Origin of the sequence: uncultured Methylibium sp. (assembly GCF_902826655.1) — a bacterium.
GTDB lineage: Bacteria > Pseudomonadota > Gammaproteobacteria > Burkholderiales > Burkholderiaceae_C > Methylibium.
Genome location: NZ_CADEFR010000010.1, coordinates 24,109 through 41,002, shown reverse-complemented (window position 1 = coordinate 41,002; position 16,894 = coordinate 24,109). Strand labels below are relative to the sequence as shown.

Sequence of the window (16,894 nt, the reverse complement as noted above, 5' to 3'; positions counted from 1 at the left end):
GCGATGCGCATCCTCGGTATCTCGGCCTACTACCACGACAGCGCCGCGGCGCTGGTCGAGGACGGTGTCATCGTCGCGGCGGCGCAGGAAGAGCGCTTCTCTCGCAAGAAGCACGACGCGCGCTTCCCCGTGAACGCGCTCGCCTACTGCCTCGGCGAGGCGGGCATCACGCTCGCCGACATCGACCGCGTGGTCTTCTACGACAAGCCCTTCCTGAAATTCGAGCGCCTGCTCGAGACCTACCTCGCCTTCGTGCCGCGCGGCTTCAAGTCCTTCCGCATGTCGATCCCGCTGTGGCTGCGCGAGAAGCTGTTCCTGAAGGACCTGCTGAGCACGGCGCTGAAGAAGGCCGACACCTCCGGGCGCTGGAACGGCGAGCTGCTGTTCAGCGAGCACCACCTCAGCCACGCCGCCAGCGCCTACTTCCCGTCGCCCTACGACGAGGCCGTCGTGCTGACGATGGACGGCGTCGGCGAGTGGGCCACGACCTCGGCTGCGATCGGCCGCGGCAACAAGCTCGAGGTCTTCAAGGAGATCCACTTCCCGCATTCGCTGGGCCTGCTGTATTCGGCCTTCACCTACTACACCGGCTTCAAGGTCAACTCCGGCGAGTACAAGGTGATGGGCCTGGCGCCGTACGGCGAGCCCAAGTACGTCGACAAGATCTTCAAGCACCTGATCGACGTCAAGGACGACGGCTCGTTCCGGCTCGATCTGTCCTACTTCGACTACTGCACCGGCTTGACGATGACCAACGCCAAGTTCGATGCGCTGTTCGGCGGCCCGCCGCGCAAGGCCGACGAGCAGCTGACGCAGCACCACATGGACCTCGCGGCCTCGCTGCAGGCGGCGACGGAGGAGGTGGTCCTGAAGCTGACGCGCTCGCTGCGCAAGGAAACCGGCATCGACAAGCTCTGCCTGGCCGGCGGCGTGGCGCTGAACTGCGTGGCCAACGGCAAGGTGCTGCGCGACGGCGCCTTCGAGCACATCTACATCCAGCCGGCCGCCGGCGACGCCGGCGGCGCGCTCGGCGCCGCGCTGGTCGGCTATCACCTGCAGATGGACCAGCCGCGGCCTTCGCGGGGCGAGGGCATGCGCGGCTCCTACCTCGGCCCGAACTTCGCTCAGGCCGACATCGAGTCCCGGCTGCGCGCGGCCGGCGCCAAGTTCGAGTCGCTGGACGACGGCGCGCTGGTCGCGGCCTGCGCCGGCGACCTGTCCGAGGGCAAGGCGCTCGGCTGGTTCCAGGGGCGCATGGAGTTCGGGCCGCGAGCACTGGGCAACCGCTCGATCATCGGCGACCCGCGTTCGCCGACGATGCAGAAGACGCTGAACCTGAAGGTCAAGTACCGCGAGTCCTTCCGGCCTTTCGCGCCGTCGGTCCTGCGCGAGCGGGTGGCCGACTGGTTCGAGATCGACGGCGACAGCCCCTACATGCTGCTGGTCGCCGACGTGGTGAAGTCGCGCCGGCGCGCGATGACGGACGACGAGCAGCAGCTGTTCGGCATCGACAAGCTCAACGTGCCGCGCTCGGACATCCCGGCCGTGACGCACGTCGACTACTCGGCCCGCATCCAGACCGTGCACCAGGAAACGAACCCGCGCTATCACGCCCTGCTGTCGGCCTTCGAGAAGCAGACCGGCTGCCCGGTGCTGGTCAACACCAGCTTCAACGTGCGCGGCGAGCCGATCGTCGGCACCCCCGAGGACGCCTTCCGCTGCTTCATGGGGACCGAACTCGACGTGCTGGCGGTCGGCAACTGCTACCTGCGCAAGGAACACCAGAACCCGGCGTTGAAGCAGAACTACGAGACGGCGTTCGAGCTGGACTGATGGCACCTCAAGCCGAACACCCGCACGCCGCGGGCGGCGGGTTTCGACGATGAGCATCCGGATCCTTCCCCACGCGGCCGAGCATGCGCCGGCGGTCGAGCGCTTCAACCGTCGCATGGCCGACGGCGGCTCGCCCTGGGGCTTCTACGTCGACCCGCGACCGGACTGGATCGCACCGCAGCCGGGCCAGTCGGTCTGGCGCGAGTACCACCTCGCGGTCGACGACGACGGCGAGGTACGCGGTGCCTTCGCGCTGAAGCCGCAGGACTGGTGGGTCCGGGGCCGCGCCGAGGTCGTGACCGACTGGCAAGGGCCGTTCTCCGAGGGCAGCGTGAACGTCCAGTTCAACACCCTCGGCCTGCGGATGGTCCGCGACATGCTTAAGAAGCGGCCGCTGCTGTACAGCTGGGGCCACGGCGGCAACGAGCAGCCGGTCGTGCAGATGCTGCAGAAGATGGGCTGGGTGATGCATCACACGCCGTTCTGCCTGCTGGTCCTGAAGCCTTCGCGCTTCCTGCGGCTGAATGCGCTGCTGCGGACCTCGGCCCTGCGGCGGCTGGCCTTCGACATCGCGGCCTTCACCGGCCTCGGCCACCTGCTGCTGAAGGCCATGCACCTGGCGCTGCGGCTGCGCCATGGCCGGCGCTTCCGCGCCCAGGCGGTCGAGGTGGCCGAGTTCGGGTCGTGGGCCGACGCCCTGTGGGAGCGCTGCAAGGACCGCTACAGCGCCATCGCGTGGCGCGACGCCGCGTCGATGAATGCCCTGCTGCCGGCCGGCAACTGGCCGCCCGGCATCCGCCTGCGCGTCGACCGGGACGGGCAGACCATCGGCTGGGCGGTCGTGATGGACACCCAGATGCGGGGTGAGCATCGATTCGGCGACCTGCGTGTGGGATCCGTCGTGGACTGCCTGGCCGATCCGGCCGATACTGGCGAAGTGGTGGCCGTGGCGACGCGGTTCCTGGGCCAGCGCGGGGTCGACATCGTGGTCTCCAACCAGGCGCATCCGGCTTGGGCCGCGGGCTTCGCCCAGAACGGCTATGCCGTGCTCCCCGACAAGCGGATGTTCGCCCCGTCTCCTGCACTCAGGGCCTTGCTGGAACCCTTCGAAGAGACGGCACGCGGCTTGCACTTGACGAACATGGACGGTCACGGTCCGATGGCCCTTTGACGGGCGTCATCGATCGACATCGTCCGCTGATAGCATTTCGACCGGCAGTTGTTTCGCCCTTCCCTGGAGTAGTTGCATGGAAACCGCATCCGACCTCGCCACCCGGCTGACGCGCGCCTCGCGCAAGAAGTTCTGGGACGTCTACAACGCCTTCACCTGGCCCGAAGCGCTGGTCGAGGGCATGTGGATGATGCCGCCCGAGCTGATCTCGCTGTACGGGACGCCGGCCTGGGATTCGCTCGACGAGGCCCAGCGCCTGCGGCTCAGCCACTTCGAGCTGGGCAATTTCTTCAGCCTGGTGCTGCAGGGCGAGCGCCCGCTGGTGCAGGGCCTGGTCGACCGCCTGTACAGCAAGAAGAACAGCAAGGAGATCACCGAGTACCTGCACCACTTCGTCGACGAAGAGAACAAGCACATGGTGATGTTCGGCGAGTTCTGCCACCGCTACATCGGCAAGGTCTACCCCGAGAAGAAGATCAGTCTGCCGCGCGAATACGCGAAGGGCGAGGAAGAGGTCGCCTTCTTCTGCAAGGTGATGGTGGTCGAGGAGCTCGGCGACTTCTACAACATCACGATCGAGAAGGACGAGCGGATCGAGCCGATGACGCGCGAACTCAACCGCGTCCACCACATCGACGAGGCGCGCCACCTGGCCTTCGGGCGCCTCTACCTGGCCGAGCTGTTCGAGCGCTATCGCGCCGGCTGGTCCGAGGAGCAGCTGGCGGGCTTCCGCAGCTGGCTGGTCGAGTACCTGCGCGCCTCCTGGGGCGACTACTACAACCCCACCGTCTACCGCGACGCCGGCCTGGCCGACGGCTACGAGCTGCGCCAGATGGCGCTGGCCCACCCGGCGACCGCGGCCTTCCGCCAGCGCGCGTCGGCCAAGCTGGTCAGCTACTTCGTCAAGACCGGACTGCTGGCCGAGGAACCCGCGCTCTGAGCGCCGCCCTACCCATGCAAGAGAGCGACGTCCGGACCAAGCTGCGCGACTGGATCCTCAAGCACGCGAAGACCGCCCCTTCCTCGGCCTTCTCCGACCAGACGCAGCTGCTGGAGGAGGGCATCCTGTCCTCGCTCGACATCGTCGAGTTCGTGCTCTTCATCGAGAGCCTGCGGGGCGAAGACGTCGACGTCGACGACATCGAGCCCGAGGTCTTCACCAGCATCGACACGCTGGTCGCGGCCTTCTTCGCCGCGGCCTGACGACGGGGCGGCGATGGGCTCCCAAGCGCGCAGCGTCCGAACGGGCTTCCTGCGCTCCGTGGAGCGCTTTCCCGACCGACCGGCCCTGCAGCTCGGCGGCGAGACGCTGAGCTACCGGGCGCTGTCCGCGCTGGCGGCCTCGATGGCGGCGACGCTCGACGCCCAGGCGCCGGCCGACGAGCTGCCGCTGACCGCCGTGTTCGCCCACCGCTCCATCACGGCCTATGCCGGCGTGCTGGCCGGCCTGCACCGCGGTCACGGCTACGTGCCGCTGAACCCCGCCTTCCCGACCGACCGCACGCGCGCGATGCTGGTCCGCTCGGGCTGCCGCAGCCTGATCGTCGACGGCCATGGCGCACGCCAGCTCGAGGAGGTGCTCGACGGCGTCGACACGCCGCTCGTCCTGCTGCTGCCCGAACACGACGACGTCGACGCCTTCGCGGCGCGCTGGCCGGCGCACCGCTTCCTCGGTCGCGGCGCGCTGCTCGACGCCGCCCGCTGGCAGCCGGGGCCGGTCGACCCGAACGGCATCGCCTACCTGCTGTTCACCTCGGGCAGCACCGGCCAGCCCAAGGGCGTGATGGTCGCGCACCGCAACGTCACCCACTTCGTCGACGCGATGGTCGAGCGCTACGCGGTGACCGAGCACGACCGCTTCTCGCAGACCTTCGACCTGACCTTCGACCTGTCGGCCTTCGACATGTTCGTGGCCTGGGAGCGCGGCGCCTGCGTGTGTGCGCCGACGCAGAGCCAGAAAATGCTGCCGGGCAAGTACGTCACCGAGTGCGGCATCACGATCTGGTTCTCGGTGCCGTCGACGGCGGTGCTGATGAGCCGGCTGCGCATCCTGAAGCCCGGCAAGTTCCCGGGCCTGCGCTACAGCCTGTTCTGCGGCGAGGCGCTGCCGGTCGAGGTCCTGCAGAAGTGGGCCGAGGCCGCACCCGCCTCGGTGCTGGAGAACCTCTACGGCCCGACCGAGTTGACGATCGCCTGCACCCTGTACCGCTGGGACGGCGAACGCTCGCCGTCCGAGAGCGAGCTGGGCGTCGTCCCGATCGGCGAGCCCTATCCGGGCATGAAGATCCTGGTCGCCGACGAGCAGCTGAACGAAGTGCCGGTCGGCGAGACCGGCGAACTGCTGATGACCGGCCCGCAGTTGACGCTGGGCTACTGGCGCGATGCCGAGCGCACCGCGGCGGCCTTCGTCGTGCCGCCTGGCCGCGCCGAGACCTACTACCGCACCGGCGATCGCGTGCGCCGGCCCGCGCCCGGCCGTCCGCTGGTCTACCTCGGTCGGATGGACAACCAGATCAAGATCCAGGGCTACCGCGTCGAGCTCGGCGAGATCGAGGCCGTGATGCGCCAGGAAGCCGGCGTCGAGGTCGCGATCGCCGTCGGCTGGCCCGTCACCGCCAGTGGCGCCGACGGCCTGGTCGGTTTCCTCGGGACCGATCGCGCCGACATCGCGGCGGTCCGCGAGCGCATCATCGCCCGCCTGCCGCCCTACATGCACCCGAGCGAGCTGCACCTGGTGCCCGAGTTCCCGCTCAACGCCAACGGCAAGGTCGACCGCAAGGCGCTGCTGCAGCGCCTGGTCGATGCCGCGGCCGCGGCGAAGGAGGGCGCATGAACCGCGATGCACTGCCCGAGCCGGCGCTCGACGGCACGCCCGCGGCAGCGCGGCCGTCCGCGCCGGACGGACACGAGGTGCTGCCGGTGCTGGGCGTTCCGGTCAGCGACATGCACATGGACGACGCGATCCGCTGGCTCGACCAGCTGATGTCGCGCGGCGCCAAGTCGCACGCGGTTTTCTTCGTCAATGCCCACACGCTGAACCTCGCCTGCGACGATGACGCCTACCGCGCGGTGCTGCAGCGCGCCGACCGCGTCTACGGCGACGGCACCGGCGTGCGCTGGGCGGCCCGCCTGTTGCACGGTCGCCGCCTGCGCGACAACGTCAACGGCACCGACGTCGTGCCGCGTCTCTTCAACGACCTGGCCGGCCGCGGGCTGCGCTACTTCCTGCTGGGCAACACGCCCGAGCGCATCGAGCGCGCCGCCGCCCATGCCCGCGCCACCTATCCCGGCTGGGTGCAGGCCGGTTTCCACCACGGCTACCTCGACGACGTCGACCCGGCCGCGGTGATCGAGAAGATCAACGCCTCGGGCGCGCACCTGCTGCTGGTCGGCATGGGCAATCCCAGGCAGGAGCGCTGGATCGCACGCCACCTGCCGCAGCTTCGCGTGCCGCTGTGCATGGGCACCGGCGGCCTGTTCGACTACTGGGTCGGCGACCTGGTGCGGGCGCCGGCCTGGGTCCGGCGCATCGGCTACGAGTGGCTGCACCTGCTGATCCGCCAGCCGCACAAGGCGCGGCGCTACCTGATCGGCAATCCGCTGTTCCTGCTGCGCGTCGCGCGCAGCCGGCTGCTGGGGCTCGATGCCCGGAGGTCCTGATGAGCGTCTCGACATTGCGCTGGGTCGTCAAGAAGGTCGCGCGCCGCGCGATGGTGCTGGGCAGCTTCGTGTCCGGCTCGCTGGGCCTGCGTCGCCTGTTCGGCCGCGGCCCGGTGGTGCGCGTGCTGACCTACCACCGCTTCGGCGAGGCCGATCGCGACCCGTGGTGCGTGAGCGCGGCCGACTTCGAGGCGCAGATGCGCTGGTTGTCCGAGCAGCAGCTCGCGGTGTCGCTCGACGACATCGAGCGCTTCGTGCGCGGCGAACGCGACCTGCCCGACGGCGCCGTCCTGGTGACGATGGACGACGGCTTCTCCAGCGTGCTGAACATCGCCGCGCCGATCATGCAGCGCCACGGCATCCCGTCGGTCGCCTACGTGACCACCGGTTTCGTCGGCGGCATCAGCGCCTCCGGCGAACCCTACCTCACCTGGGACGAGGTGAAGCGCCTGCCGGCCAGCGGCGTGACCGTCGGCTCGCATGCGCACACCCACCGCTCGATGGCGCAGATCGGCAGCGAGGCCTCGCTCGACGAGGCGCGCCGCTCGAAGGCGCTGCTGGAGCAGCATCTCGGCGCGCCGGTGCTCTCGTTCGCCTACCCCTTCGGCATGCGCCCCGATGAAAGCCCGGCCACGGCGACGATGCTGACCGGCTGCGGCTACAGCACCGTCTTCATCGCCCAGCACGGCACGCTGCGGCGCGGCGCGCCGACGGCCCGGCTGCCGCGCGTCAAGGTCGAGGGCGGCGAGCCGCTGTGGATGTTCAAGCTGCTGTGCCGCGGCGGCATGGACGCCTGGAAGCTCTTCGACGACACGCTGTGGAAGCTGCAGCGACCGGCCGTGTCGGAGCAGCTCTGAGCATGCAGGCCGACCGCCGGCCTCCGCTGGCGCAGGTGGCGGTCGTCGCCATCGGGCGCAACGAAGGCGAGCGCCTGCGCGCCTGCCTGCGCTCGGTGGTGGACACGGCCGCGCTGGTGGTCTACGTCGACTCCGGGTCGACGGACGACTCGGTCGCGATGGCGCGCGGCCTGGGCGCCGAGGTGCTGACGCTCGACCTGAGCGTGCCCTTCACGGCCGCACGCGCCCGCAACACCGGCTGGCGCCACGTGCGCCAGCGCGCCCCCGAGGTGACGCTGGTGCAGTTCGTCGATGGCGATTGCGCCGTGGTCGACGGCTGGCTGCAGCGCGCTGCCGACTTCCTGGTGAGCCATCCGGATGCAGCAGCCGTCTGCGGCCGCCGCCGCGAGCGCCATCCCGAGCGGTCCATCTACAACCAGCTTTGCGACATGGAGTGGGACGCGCCGGTCGGCGAGACCCGCGCCTGCGGCGGCGACGTGATGATGCGCGTCGCCGCGATCGAGGCGGTCGGCGGCTATCGCGACTCGCTGATCGCCGGCGAGGAACCCGAGCTCTGCGTCCGGCTGCGCGCGGCCGGCTGGCGCGTGTGGCGGCTGGCCGACGAGATGACGGCCCACGACGCGGCGATGACGCGGATCTCGCAGTGGTGGAAGCGCAGCATGCGGGCCGGCTTCACCTTCGCCGAAGGCGCCCACCTGCACGGGGCGCCGCCGGAGCGGCATCGCGTGCGCGAGTCGAGGCGCGCCTGGATCTGGGGCCTGGGCATACCGCTGGTCGCGATCCTGGCCGCCCTCGTCGTCGGGCCCTGGGCCTTGCTGCTGCTGGCCCTGTATCCGCTGCAGGTGCTTCGGCTGTACTTCTCGTTCGGCGGAGCGCCGCGGCTGCGCGCCTGGCGCGCGCTGTTCATGGTGCTGGGCAAGTTCGCCGAGGCCTGCGGCCAGCTGAAGTTCCTGGCGCTGCGACTGTCGGGCGCGCAGGCCCGGCTGATCGAATACAAGTAGGGCCGACACCATGCGACTCGACACCTTGCTGCTGATCCTCGGCAGCGTGCTGATGGCGACGACGGCGCAGCTGCTGCTGAAGATCGGCATGAGCGACGCCGGCGTGCGCGCGGCGGTCGAGGGCCGCCAGTGGGGTAGCCTCGCGACGCAGCTGATCGTCAATCACTGGGTCGTCGTCGGCCTGTCCCTCTACGTGCTCGGGGCGCTGCTGTGGCTGCTGGTCCTGGCGAAGGTCGAGCTCAGCTTCGCCTACCCCTTCGTCGGCCTCGGTTTCGTCGTCACGATGCTGCTGGGCTGGGGCTTCATGGGCGACACGCTGGGCGTGCAGCGTGTGGTCGGCACGCTGCTGATCACGCTGGGCGTCGTGCTGGTGGCGAGGGGCGGATGAGCGCATCGACCGCGTCCCTGCCGCTGTGCGTCGACTGCGACGGCACGCTGATCCGTACCGACCTGCTGCACGAGTCGGTGCTGCTGCTGGCCAAGTCGTCGTGGTGGTCGCTGCTGTGCCTGCCGTTCTGGCTCATGCGCGGCAAGGCGCACATGAAGCAGCAGATCGCGCAGCGCGTGTCCGTCGATGCGGCCAGCCTGCCGTACAACGACGCCGTGGTCGACCTGCTCCGGCAGGCGCGCGCCCAGGGGCGACGGACGGTGCTGGCGACGGCTTCGCCGCATCGGCAGGCCCAGGGCGTCGCCGCGCACCTGGACCTGTTCGACGACGTCGTCGCGACGGAGGGCGACGTCAACGTCTCCCGCGAAGCCAAGGCGGCGCGGCTCGAGGGTCTGTTCGGCCGGGCCGGCTTCGTCTACGTCGGCAACAGCCGCGACGACCTGCCGGTCTGGGCGGCCAGCGGCGGCGCGGTCGTGGTCAGCGCGTCCCGGTCGATCGAGGCCGCGGCCGCGAAGGTGTCGACGGTCGTCGAGACGATCCGCCCGCCGCGGGCCTCGCTGACGACCTACCTGCGCGCCATCCGGCTGCACCAGTGGCTGAAGAACATCCTCGTGTTCATCCCGCTCGTGGCGGCCCACAAGGCCGCGCTCAGCCCCGAGACGCTGGCGGCCGTCATCGCGTTCTTCGCCTTCGGCCTGTGCGCCTCGGCGGTCTACGTGATCAACGACCTGCTCGACCTCGGCGCCGACCGCGTGCACGTGCGCAAGCGCCGCCGGCCGTTCGCGTCGGGCGCGATCCCGATCGTCCATGGCATCGTGCTGGCGCCACTGCTGCTGCTGACCTCGGCCGCGCTGTGCAGCCTGCTGCCGGGCTGGTTCGCGCTCAGCCTGCTGGGCTACTTCGCGATGACCTGCCTGTATTCGTTCTGGCTCAAGAACCAGGTCATCGTCGACGTCATGCTGCTCACCTCGCTGTACACGATGCGCATCGTGGCCGGAGCGGCCGCGACGGCGATCGCGCCCTCGTTCTGGCTGCTCGCGTTCTCGATGTTCATCTTCCTCAGCCTGGCAGTGGTCAAGCGCTACTCGGAGCTGCTGGTCGTCTTCCAGGACAAGCGCACGCAGGCCGCCGGGCGCGGCTACCTCGTGTCCGACATGCCGGTCCTGCTGAGCCTCGGGTCCGCGGCCGGCTACATCGCGGTGCTGATCCTGGCGCTGTACGTCAACAGCCCGGACCTGGGCGGGCTGTACCCCAACGAATGGGCGCTGTGGATGGTGCTGCCGCCGATCCTCTACTGGATCAGCCGCATCTGGATGAAGACGCACCGCGGCGAGATGCACGACGACCCGGTGGTGTTCGCGGTGACCGATCGACAGAGCTGGATCCTGGCGGCGGTGGTGATCGGCGCCCTGTGGGCCGCCACGCTGCCATGAAGGGCCGGTCATGAGCGCCGCCGTGCCACTGCGCGCCGATGCCGCCGCGGACATGACGTCCCGGCGCGCGTTCTGGATCGTGCTGGCCCTGGGCCTGCTGGTCCGCCTGGCCTGGGCGCTGGCGGTGCCGGTGGTGCCCGAGAGCGACGTGATGGCCTACGACGCCTTCGCCCGCACGCTCGCGAACCACGGCGTCTTCGGCTGGACCAAGGAGGAGCCGTTCGCGTTCTGGGCCCCGGGTACGTCGATGATCTACGGCCTGGTGTACGCGCTGGCCGGCTTCAGCTTCGCCAACGTCGTCGTCGTCAACCTGGTCGCGTCGGCGGTGATGATCGTCTGCACCGCTCGCGTCGCGACCCGGCTCTTCGACGCGCGCGTCGGGGTCGCGAGTGCGGCGGTGCTCGCGGCCTGGCCGACGCTGATCATGTTCACCACGCTGCTGGCCAGCGAGGTGCTCTACCTGGCGCTGGCGATGGCCGCCTTCGACCTGTGGACGCTGCGGCGCGATCGGGTGCTGTGGCGCGGCCTCGTCGCGGGCCTGCTGCTCGGCGTCGCCACCCTGGTGCGGCCGATGGCCTTGCTGCTGCCCTTCGTGTTCGCGGTGTCGCTGCTGGCCGTGGGCGGCTGGCAGCGCGACGAGTTCGTGCGCCAGGCCCGGCTGGTCGTGGTGGCCTTCGTCGCGCTGGGCGGCGTGCTGGCGCCGTGGGTCTGGCGCAACTACCAGCTCTACGGCGGCCTGGTGCTGGTATCGACCAACGGCGGCACGATCCTGTGGATGGGCAACTCGCCCGACCCCGGCGCGATCCTCGGCAGGTTGCCGCCGGTCGTGAAGGGCCTGAACGACTACGAGACCAACAAGATCCTCGGCGCGATGGCGCGCCAGGACATCCTGGCCGACCCGCTGCGCTTCGTCGTCAACACGCTGCACCGCGTGGTCCAGCTGTTCAACAACGAATCGATCGGCGCGCACTGGAACTCGCGCGGGCTCAAGCAGGCCTGGGGCGTGGACGTGCTGTGGTTCAAGCGGCTGACGCAGGTGTCCTGGGGGCTGATCTTCGTGGCGGCGATGGTCGGTGCAACGCTGCTGCTGCGCCGGCTGGGCGCGTTGAAGGCGCTGGCTTCGCCGATGCTGCTGCCGGTGCTCTACTACACCGCGATCCACGCCATCGTGCTGGCCACCGATCGCTACCACCTCGTGATGGCACCGCAGTTCGCGGTGCTGGCGGCACTGGCGCTCGTCGCCGGCCTGCAGCGCCGTCGCGGCTGAACACCCAGGGAGCAGAGAGCATGCAGGGAACGATCGACGGGATGCAGGGCGCGGCGCCGGTCGCCGCCCCGAGCGCCAGGACGCTGGCCGACCTGGCCAAGCGGCTCTATGCGGCCCAGCGCTGGCGCTGGCGCTGGCTGCAGAGCCTGCGGCCCTACATCTGCCCGTTCGGCGACGTCATCGCACTGGTGCCCGAGAAGTCGCGCGTGCTCGACGTCGGCTGCGGCTCGGGCCTGTTCCTGCTGATGCTGGCTAGCTTCGGGCGGCTCACCCGCGGCGTCGGTTTCGACGTCTCGACCGACGCGATCGCCGCGGCCCAGGCGGCCGCCACGCGGCTCGACCGCCCCGAGCTGGTCGAGTTCTCGGTGCGTTCGGTCGCGCAAGGCATCCCGAAGGGCGACTGGAGCGTGGTTTCGGTCATCGACGTCATCCACCACATCCCGCCGGCCTTCCAGGCCGGCTTCATCACCGACCTGTGCGCCGCGACGCCGCCCGGCGCACGCCTCGTCATCAAGGACATGGTCGTGACGCCGCGCTGGCGCGCACTGGCCAACCGCATGCACGACCTGCTGATGGCGCGCCAGTGGGTGCATCACGCCGGCCCCGGGCAGGTCGAGGCCTGGGTCCGGGATCCCGAGTTCGTGTGCGTCCACCGCAGTCGCGCCAACCTGCTCTGGTACGGTCACTGGACCCTGGTCTTCGAGCGCCGCGCGGCGACCGCCACGTCCCGCTGAGCGACATCGCTTGCGCCGCCTGGCCGTCCCGTTCGATGGCGCACCGGGGGCGCCGCTGTCCCTGTGGCTGGTGTCGCTCGGGTCCTTGCCGGCTGCGGCGACCCTGGCCGAGCTGTCGCCTGCCGAGCGGGCACGCGCCGAGCGCTTCCGCCAGGATCGTGACCGCCGCCGCTACCTGGCATCGCACGCCGCCTTGCGCCAGCTGCTGGCGCAGCATCTCGGCGAGTCCGCGGCAGGGCTGCGCTTCGACGAGGGGCGGCACGGCAAGCCGCGCCTGGTCGATCACCCGGACTGCCACTTCAACCTCAGCCACAGCGGCGAGCTGGCGCTGATCGGCATCGGCAGCAGCGCCGAGATCGGCGTGGACATCGAGACCCTCGTGCCGATGCCCGATGCCGAGGCGCTGGCGCGCCTGCACTACACGGTGGCGGAGCAGGAGTCCCTGGGGAGCCTGTCCGCGGCCGCGCGGGACGAGGGCTTCCTGCGCCTGTGGACTCGCAAGGAGGCCTGCCTCAAGGCCCTGGGGACCGGGTTGAGCCTGGCCCCGTCGACCTTCGACGTGGGCCTGGCGCCCGGCCCGGTGGGCGTGACGATCGGGGGAAGCGCAGGGCGGCCAGGCCGCCTGGAGGTCTGCGACATCCCCACCGGCGCAGCCGCGGTCGCAGCGATCGCCTGGCTGGCCGCTTGACGCGGCGCGCGGCCCGGGTGATTCAGGCGCCCAGGGCGCGATCGAGCGCGGCCATGCCGTCGTCCCAGGCGCTCGCCATGTCGCCGAGCAGGGGCGCCAGGTCGGCCGGCCGGCCGGTGTTGACCGTGCGTGCCAGCTTCAGGATCAGGGCCTTGCCGCCCTGGGCGATGCGGTCGAAGCACTCGGCCGCCGGCAGCAGGTCCGCGCGACCGAGCCCGGCGTGCCAGCGCAGGTGCGCCGCAGCCAGCTCGAAGGCGGCGCCGAACTGGCGGACCGTCGCGAACGCCCAGGCGTGGTAGTGCGGCAGGCCCTGCGCCGGCAGCGTCGGCAGCTCCTGTCCGAGCCGCTCCCCGAAGCGCGGCATCGGGTTCGACGCCGGCCGCCGTGCGCCGTGTTCGCGCAGCAGGTCGAGTGCGATCGACCCGAGCGCATCGGCACGGCGCCGCACGACGCGATCGCTGCGGATGAGCTCGGCGTACAGCGGCAGGAAGCCGGGGTCCGGATCGACGCCGATGCGGAACAGGCGGCGGAAGTCCTCGCCTTCGAGCCGGTGGTAGCCCGCGTTGTGGAAGTAGCCGAGCGCCTGCGCCTCGAGGTCGAGATCGTTGAGCACGATCGTCGTCTTGGTGTGCTGGCGGCGGTAGTCGGTGCCGGCGGTGTCGGGAAGCCAGAAGGCGTCGGACTCCGTGCTCAGCAACCGACCCGCCGCCAGGTGCTCGACCGCATGGTCGAGCAGCGGGCGCCAGACGTTGAGTTCCTGGACGTCGATGCCGTAGAGCGCATGGATCTCACCGTGCGGTGGCTTGAAGAACGTCCACTGGTCGCCCTCGAAATCGACGGCCAGCGTGAACGCCATCACCGCCCGCGGTTCGAGGCCCAGCGTGTGCAGCAGTTCGATCCAGATGTCGACGTAGCAGTTCTTCTCGGGCCAGACCTGCGACTCGGCATGCAGTCCGTGCGGCCGGTAGTGCGCCGCGACGAGGCCCTTCAGCACGACGAGGCGAGACATGCCGGGCGCGATCTCAGGTCCACAGCTGCGCGCGCACGCTCGCCGGCCAGTCCTGCGGCCGAAAGCCGTGCATCTTGAAGAGCGCCATCGTGACGCGCTCGAGTCCGAAGCCGAGGCAGGCCGTGCTGGCCACCTGCCCGCCGGCCGTGCGGATGCCGAAGGTGGCCCCGAAGTGATCCTGGTGGAAGTTGAACGAGCAGACGGCGGTCGGTTCGGTCAGCGAAATCACGGGGACCAGCACCTCGAACTTGAGCTTCTGGTCCTTCTGGTTGGTCGCCAGCAGCTTGCCGCGACGGCCGAAGAACGGATCGGCCGCGACGTCGGTCTGCGCCGGTAGCCCGAGCGACCGCAGCAGGTCCAGGCCGCGCTGCAGCCATTCGTCGCGCCAGGCCAGCACCTGTTCGGCGCTGCCGGCCCGGATGTACTCGCGCACGCGGAAGGACTGCATGCGCGTCGGTTCGGGCGAGGGTTCGTGACGGTAGGCCCAGCCGACCAGCGTCACCAGCCGGCCTTGCGCGGGCAGCGTGCCGGCGAGCGTCGGATAGAGCGGGTAGCAGCACGCCGGGGCCAGCACCACGCCGGTCTGTCCTAGGAGATCGCCCCAGTCCTGGCCGCGGTTGACGCGTTCGGCCAGGGCGAGCGCCTGGAGCGCGTCGCCGAAGAAGCTCTGCACCGCGCCGCACAGGTGGGGGAAGGAGTCCAGGTAGTGGACCTTTTCGATCACGCGTCGGTCGACGATCGGCGGGAAGGTAATCGACTCGGCGCCTTCGGGCGCGCCGACGCGCCGGACGAGCGCGTCGAAGCGCTCGAGCACGTCCTCGAACACGGCGCCGCGCCCGAAGGCGCCGGGGACCCCGACCGGAACGATCAGGCCATGCTCGACCAGCCCGGCGTAGAAGCCCTCGACGTCGTAGGTGACCGTCATTGCGCGTCCTTCAGCACCAGCAGCATGGACGCGTTCTTGGACGCGATGCGCTCGTTGGACACCATCAGCGACGCCGACAGGGTGTCGCGGTAGTGCCGGCCCAGCGTATAGGGGCTGTCGTTCTTGTAGCCCAGGATGCCGACGATCTGCAGAGCCCGGTGCACGATCTGCGGCGCCGCCTCCGAGCACGCGATCTTGAGGTTGTTGAGGCGCAGCGCCCAGGCGATGCCCTGCAAGTCCTGCTCGCCGTCGGGCGTGCCGGCCGCCTCGTCGAAGGCCTGCGCCATCGATTGCCATTGCTGCCGCATTCCCTGCAGCTGGACCGTGACCTCGGCGAGCCGCGTCGCCGTCGGCGGCACGGTGCCGGGCCGCTTGCGCGCTTCGCCGCGCACGTAGGTCGAAGCGCGCCCGACCGCGTCGGCGGCAATGCCCCACCACAGCGCCGCCCAGAGCGTGTGCGAGTACGGCACCATGGTGCGCGCGGAGATGTCGGCGTAGGGCTCGGGCAGGATCTGCTCCACCGGCCCCGACGACTCCAGCCGGAAGCCCGGGCTGCAGGTGCCGCGCATGCCCAGCGTGTCCCAGGTCGTGGTCTGCACGAGCGTCGCATCCTCGCGTCGCACCAGCACCAGCACCTGGTCGCCGGCGGCGGCCTCGGCGTCGCGGCGGCAGGTGACGGCCATCGCGTCGGCATGGGCGCAGTACGAACCGGTGGTCGCGTCCTTGTTCAGCACGAAGCGTTCGCCATGGCGCTCGACCGCGCAGAGGCTGGTGCGGGTCTCGCCGAAGGTGCCGACCTCGGAGGTGATCGAGGCCAGCAGCGGCTGCTCGTCGACCAGCCGGCGCAGGTAGTCGCGAAAGAAGCTGCTGGCCAGACCATGGCGAGCGATGCAGCCGACCTGGATGAAGTGCATCGCCAGCACCATGCCGCTGGAACCGCAGGCCTGCGCGAGCGTGGCACACAGCTGCGAGAGCTCACGCAGGCCGCAGCCGGCGCCGCCGAGCTCGCGCGGCACCGGCGCCGACAGCACGCCGGCCTCGCGCAGCGCTGCGATGGATTCGGACGGGAAGCGCGCCTTCGTGTCGACGTCGGCGGCGTGACGGGCCGCCACGTCGGTCGCGATGCGGCGCGTGGCGTCGAGCAGCGAAGCGAAGGTCTGGCCGGGTCGGCGGGTGGGGGCGTCCATGCGATGGGGATACTGCGAGACGGTGGACCAAACGGAGCACGAGAAAGGCAGAACGAGGATAGCGCGCAGCGTTGTGCTGCCTACCCCCAAGCCCCGTCGGATTGCTGACACTTCGCACAGTGCGCCTCCTCATTCGAGTGGTTGTCACCGGCGGCGCGCGAGAGGGATAGTCGGTACATTGCCACGCTTTCGTCGCGCAGGTCCGCCGACTCCTCCATCAGGAGGGTGCCGCCAAGGCGCCGGATCGACGAAGCTCGGTTTCACCGCTGCAGTTCGAACCTTCCCATGCACGATCCGATCCCGCGTCAAGCGGCCGCTGCGCAAGCCGGCCCGGGGCGGCTGCGCGTGGGCCTGGACATGGTCGAGATCCGCCGCATCCGGGAGTCCGTCGACCGCTTCGGTACGCGCTTCCTGGAGCGGCTGTTCTGCGACGACGAACTGGCCTATGCACGCGTCGAGGCCGGCTGGAGCGCCGAGCGCCTGGCCGCCCGCTTCGCCGCGAAGGAGGCCGCGATCAAGGCCTTCGATCTCGGCGAATCGGGCATCGGATGGCGTGACATCGAGGTCCGCAAGCTGCCCGGCGGTGCCTGCGCGCTGAGCCTGCACGGCAAGGCGGCGGACCGCGCGGCCGGCCTGGGCGTCGGCCCTATCGCGCTGAGCCTGAGCCATGATGGCGATTACGCCGCGGCGGTCGTGACCGCGTGGTGTGCCGCCGAGGGTCAACCATCTCTTCCTGCCTGA

17 protein-coding genes are annotated in these 16,894 nt (G+C 70.3%); 14 read left to right on the top strand and 3 right to left on the bottom strand.

All coding sequences use genetic code 11. The features are described from left to right. The first annotated feature begins 3 nt into the window (after window positions 1-3). The 13 genes from QZV97_RS06725 to QZV97_RS06665 all read left to right on the top strand — a co-directional run bounded on the left by QZV97_RS06725 (window position 4) and on the right by QZV97_RS06665 (window position 13,032). A complete protein-coding gene (locus QZV97_RS06725) occupies window positions 4-1,833 on the top strand; it encodes a carbamoyltransferase (RefSeq protein ID WP_295640431.1) in 1,830 nt (609 codons plus the stop codon). Window positions 1,834-1,882: 49 nt separating this feature from the next. Continuing rightward, window positions 1,883-3,004: a hypothetical protein gene (locus QZV97_RS06720; protein ID WP_295640429.1), complete on the top strand. Its 1,122-nt coding sequence runs from the start codon at window positions 1,883-1,885 to the stop codon at window positions 3,002-3,004. Between the two features lie 76 nt (window positions 3,005-3,080). Beyond that, window positions 3,081-3,944 carry a diiron oxygenase gene (locus QZV97_RS06715; protein ID WP_295640427.1) on the top strand — a complete coding sequence of 288 codons (864 nt, stop codon included), beginning with the start codon at window positions 3,081-3,083 and terminating at the stop codon, window positions 3,942-3,944. Between the two features lie 14 nt (window positions 3,945-3,958). Beyond that, window positions 3,959-4,207, top strand: a complete 249-nt coding sequence (locus QZV97_RS06710) for a hypothetical protein (protein WP_295640425.1) — start codon at window positions 3,959-3,961, stop codon at window positions 4,205-4,207. A gap of 58 nt (window positions 4,208-4,265) precedes the next feature. Further along, on the top strand, window positions 4,266-5,837 hold the full coding sequence (locus tag QZV97_RS06705; protein ID WP_295640423.1) for an amino acid adenylation domain-containing protein: 1,572 nt from the start codon (window positions 4,266-4,268) through the stop codon (window positions 5,835-5,837). Further along, entirely contained in the window at window positions 5,834-6,664 is an 831-nt protein-coding gene (locus tag QZV97_RS06700; protein WP_295640421.1) for a WecB/TagA/CpsF family glycosyltransferase, read from the top strand. Before QZV97_RS06705 ends, QZV97_RS06700 begins: the two co-directional genes overlap by 4 nt. Next, on the top strand, window positions 6,664-7,521 hold the full coding sequence (locus tag QZV97_RS06695; protein WP_295640419.1) for a polysaccharide deacetylase family protein: 858 nt from the start codon (window positions 6,664-6,666) through the stop codon (window positions 7,519-7,521). Before QZV97_RS06700 ends, QZV97_RS06695 begins: the two co-directional genes overlap by 1 nt. A 2-nt stretch (window positions 7,522-7,523) precedes the next feature. Continuing rightward, a complete protein-coding gene (locus QZV97_RS06690; protein WP_295640417.1) occupies window positions 7,524-8,522 on the top strand; it encodes a glycosyltransferase in 999 nt (332 codons plus the stop codon). A 10-nt stretch (window positions 8,523-8,532) separates the two neighbouring features. Beyond that, window positions 8,533-8,910 carry an EamA family transporter gene (locus QZV97_RS06685; RefSeq protein ID WP_295640415.1) on the top strand — a complete coding sequence of 126 codons (378 nt, stop codon included), beginning with the start codon at window positions 8,533-8,535 and terminating at the stop codon, window positions 8,908-8,910. After that, window positions 8,907-10,343: a UbiA family prenyltransferase gene (locus QZV97_RS06680; RefSeq protein WP_295640413.1), complete on the top strand. Its 1,437-nt coding sequence runs from the start codon at window positions 8,907-8,909 to the stop codon at window positions 10,341-10,343. Before QZV97_RS06685 ends, QZV97_RS06680 begins: the two co-directional genes overlap by 4 nt. Before the next feature lie 10 nt (window positions 10,344-10,353). Next, window positions 10,354-11,610: a glycosyltransferase family 39 protein gene (locus QZV97_RS06675; RefSeq protein WP_295640411.1), complete on the top strand. Its 1,257-nt coding sequence runs from the start codon at window positions 10,354-10,356 to the stop codon at window positions 11,608-11,610. A gap of 20 nt (window positions 11,611-11,630) precedes the next feature. Then, on the top strand, window positions 11,631-12,344 hold the full coding sequence (locus tag QZV97_RS06670) for a methyltransferase domain-containing protein (protein ID WP_295640409.1): 714 nt from the start codon (window positions 11,631-11,633) through the stop codon (window positions 12,342-12,344). A 10-nt stretch (window positions 12,345-12,354) separates the two neighbouring features. After that, window positions 12,355-13,032, top strand: coding sequence for a 4'-phosphopantetheinyl transferase superfamily protein (locus QZV97_RS06665; protein ID WP_295640407.1), 678 nt, complete (start codon window positions 12,355-12,357; stop codon window positions 13,030-13,032). A gap of 22 nt (window positions 13,033-13,054) precedes the next feature. Here QZV97_RS06665 and QZV97_RS06660 read toward each other — a convergent pair whose 3' ends face one another. From QZV97_RS06660 to QZV97_RS06650, 3 genes are read right to left on the bottom strand one after another with little or no spacing between them, the layout of a single operon-like run. Continuing rightward, window positions 13,055-14,041, bottom strand: a complete 987-nt coding sequence (locus tag QZV97_RS06660; RefSeq protein WP_295640405.1) for a DUF1839 family protein — start codon at window positions 14,039-14,041, stop codon at window positions 13,055-13,057. A 13-nt stretch (window positions 14,042-14,054) separates the two neighbouring features. Further along, a complete protein-coding gene (locus QZV97_RS06655) occupies window positions 14,055-14,966 on the bottom strand; it encodes an amino acid--[acyl-carrier-protein] ligase (RefSeq protein WP_295640403.1) in 912 nt (303 codons plus the stop codon). Beyond that, entirely contained in the window at window positions 14,963-16,153 is a 1,191-nt protein-coding gene (locus tag QZV97_RS06650; RefSeq protein WP_295640401.1) for an acyl-CoA dehydrogenase family protein, read from the bottom strand. Before QZV97_RS06650 ends, QZV97_RS06655 begins: the two co-directional genes overlap by 4 nt. A gap of 285 nt (window positions 16,154-16,438) precedes the next feature. On the opposite strand from QZV97_RS06650, the gene acpS reads away from it, so the two are divergent. Next, on the top strand, window positions 16,439-16,894 hold the full coding sequence (gene acpS / locus QZV97_RS06645) for a holo-ACP synthase (RefSeq protein ID WP_295640399.1): 456 nt from the start codon (window positions 16,439-16,441) through the stop codon (window positions 16,892-16,894).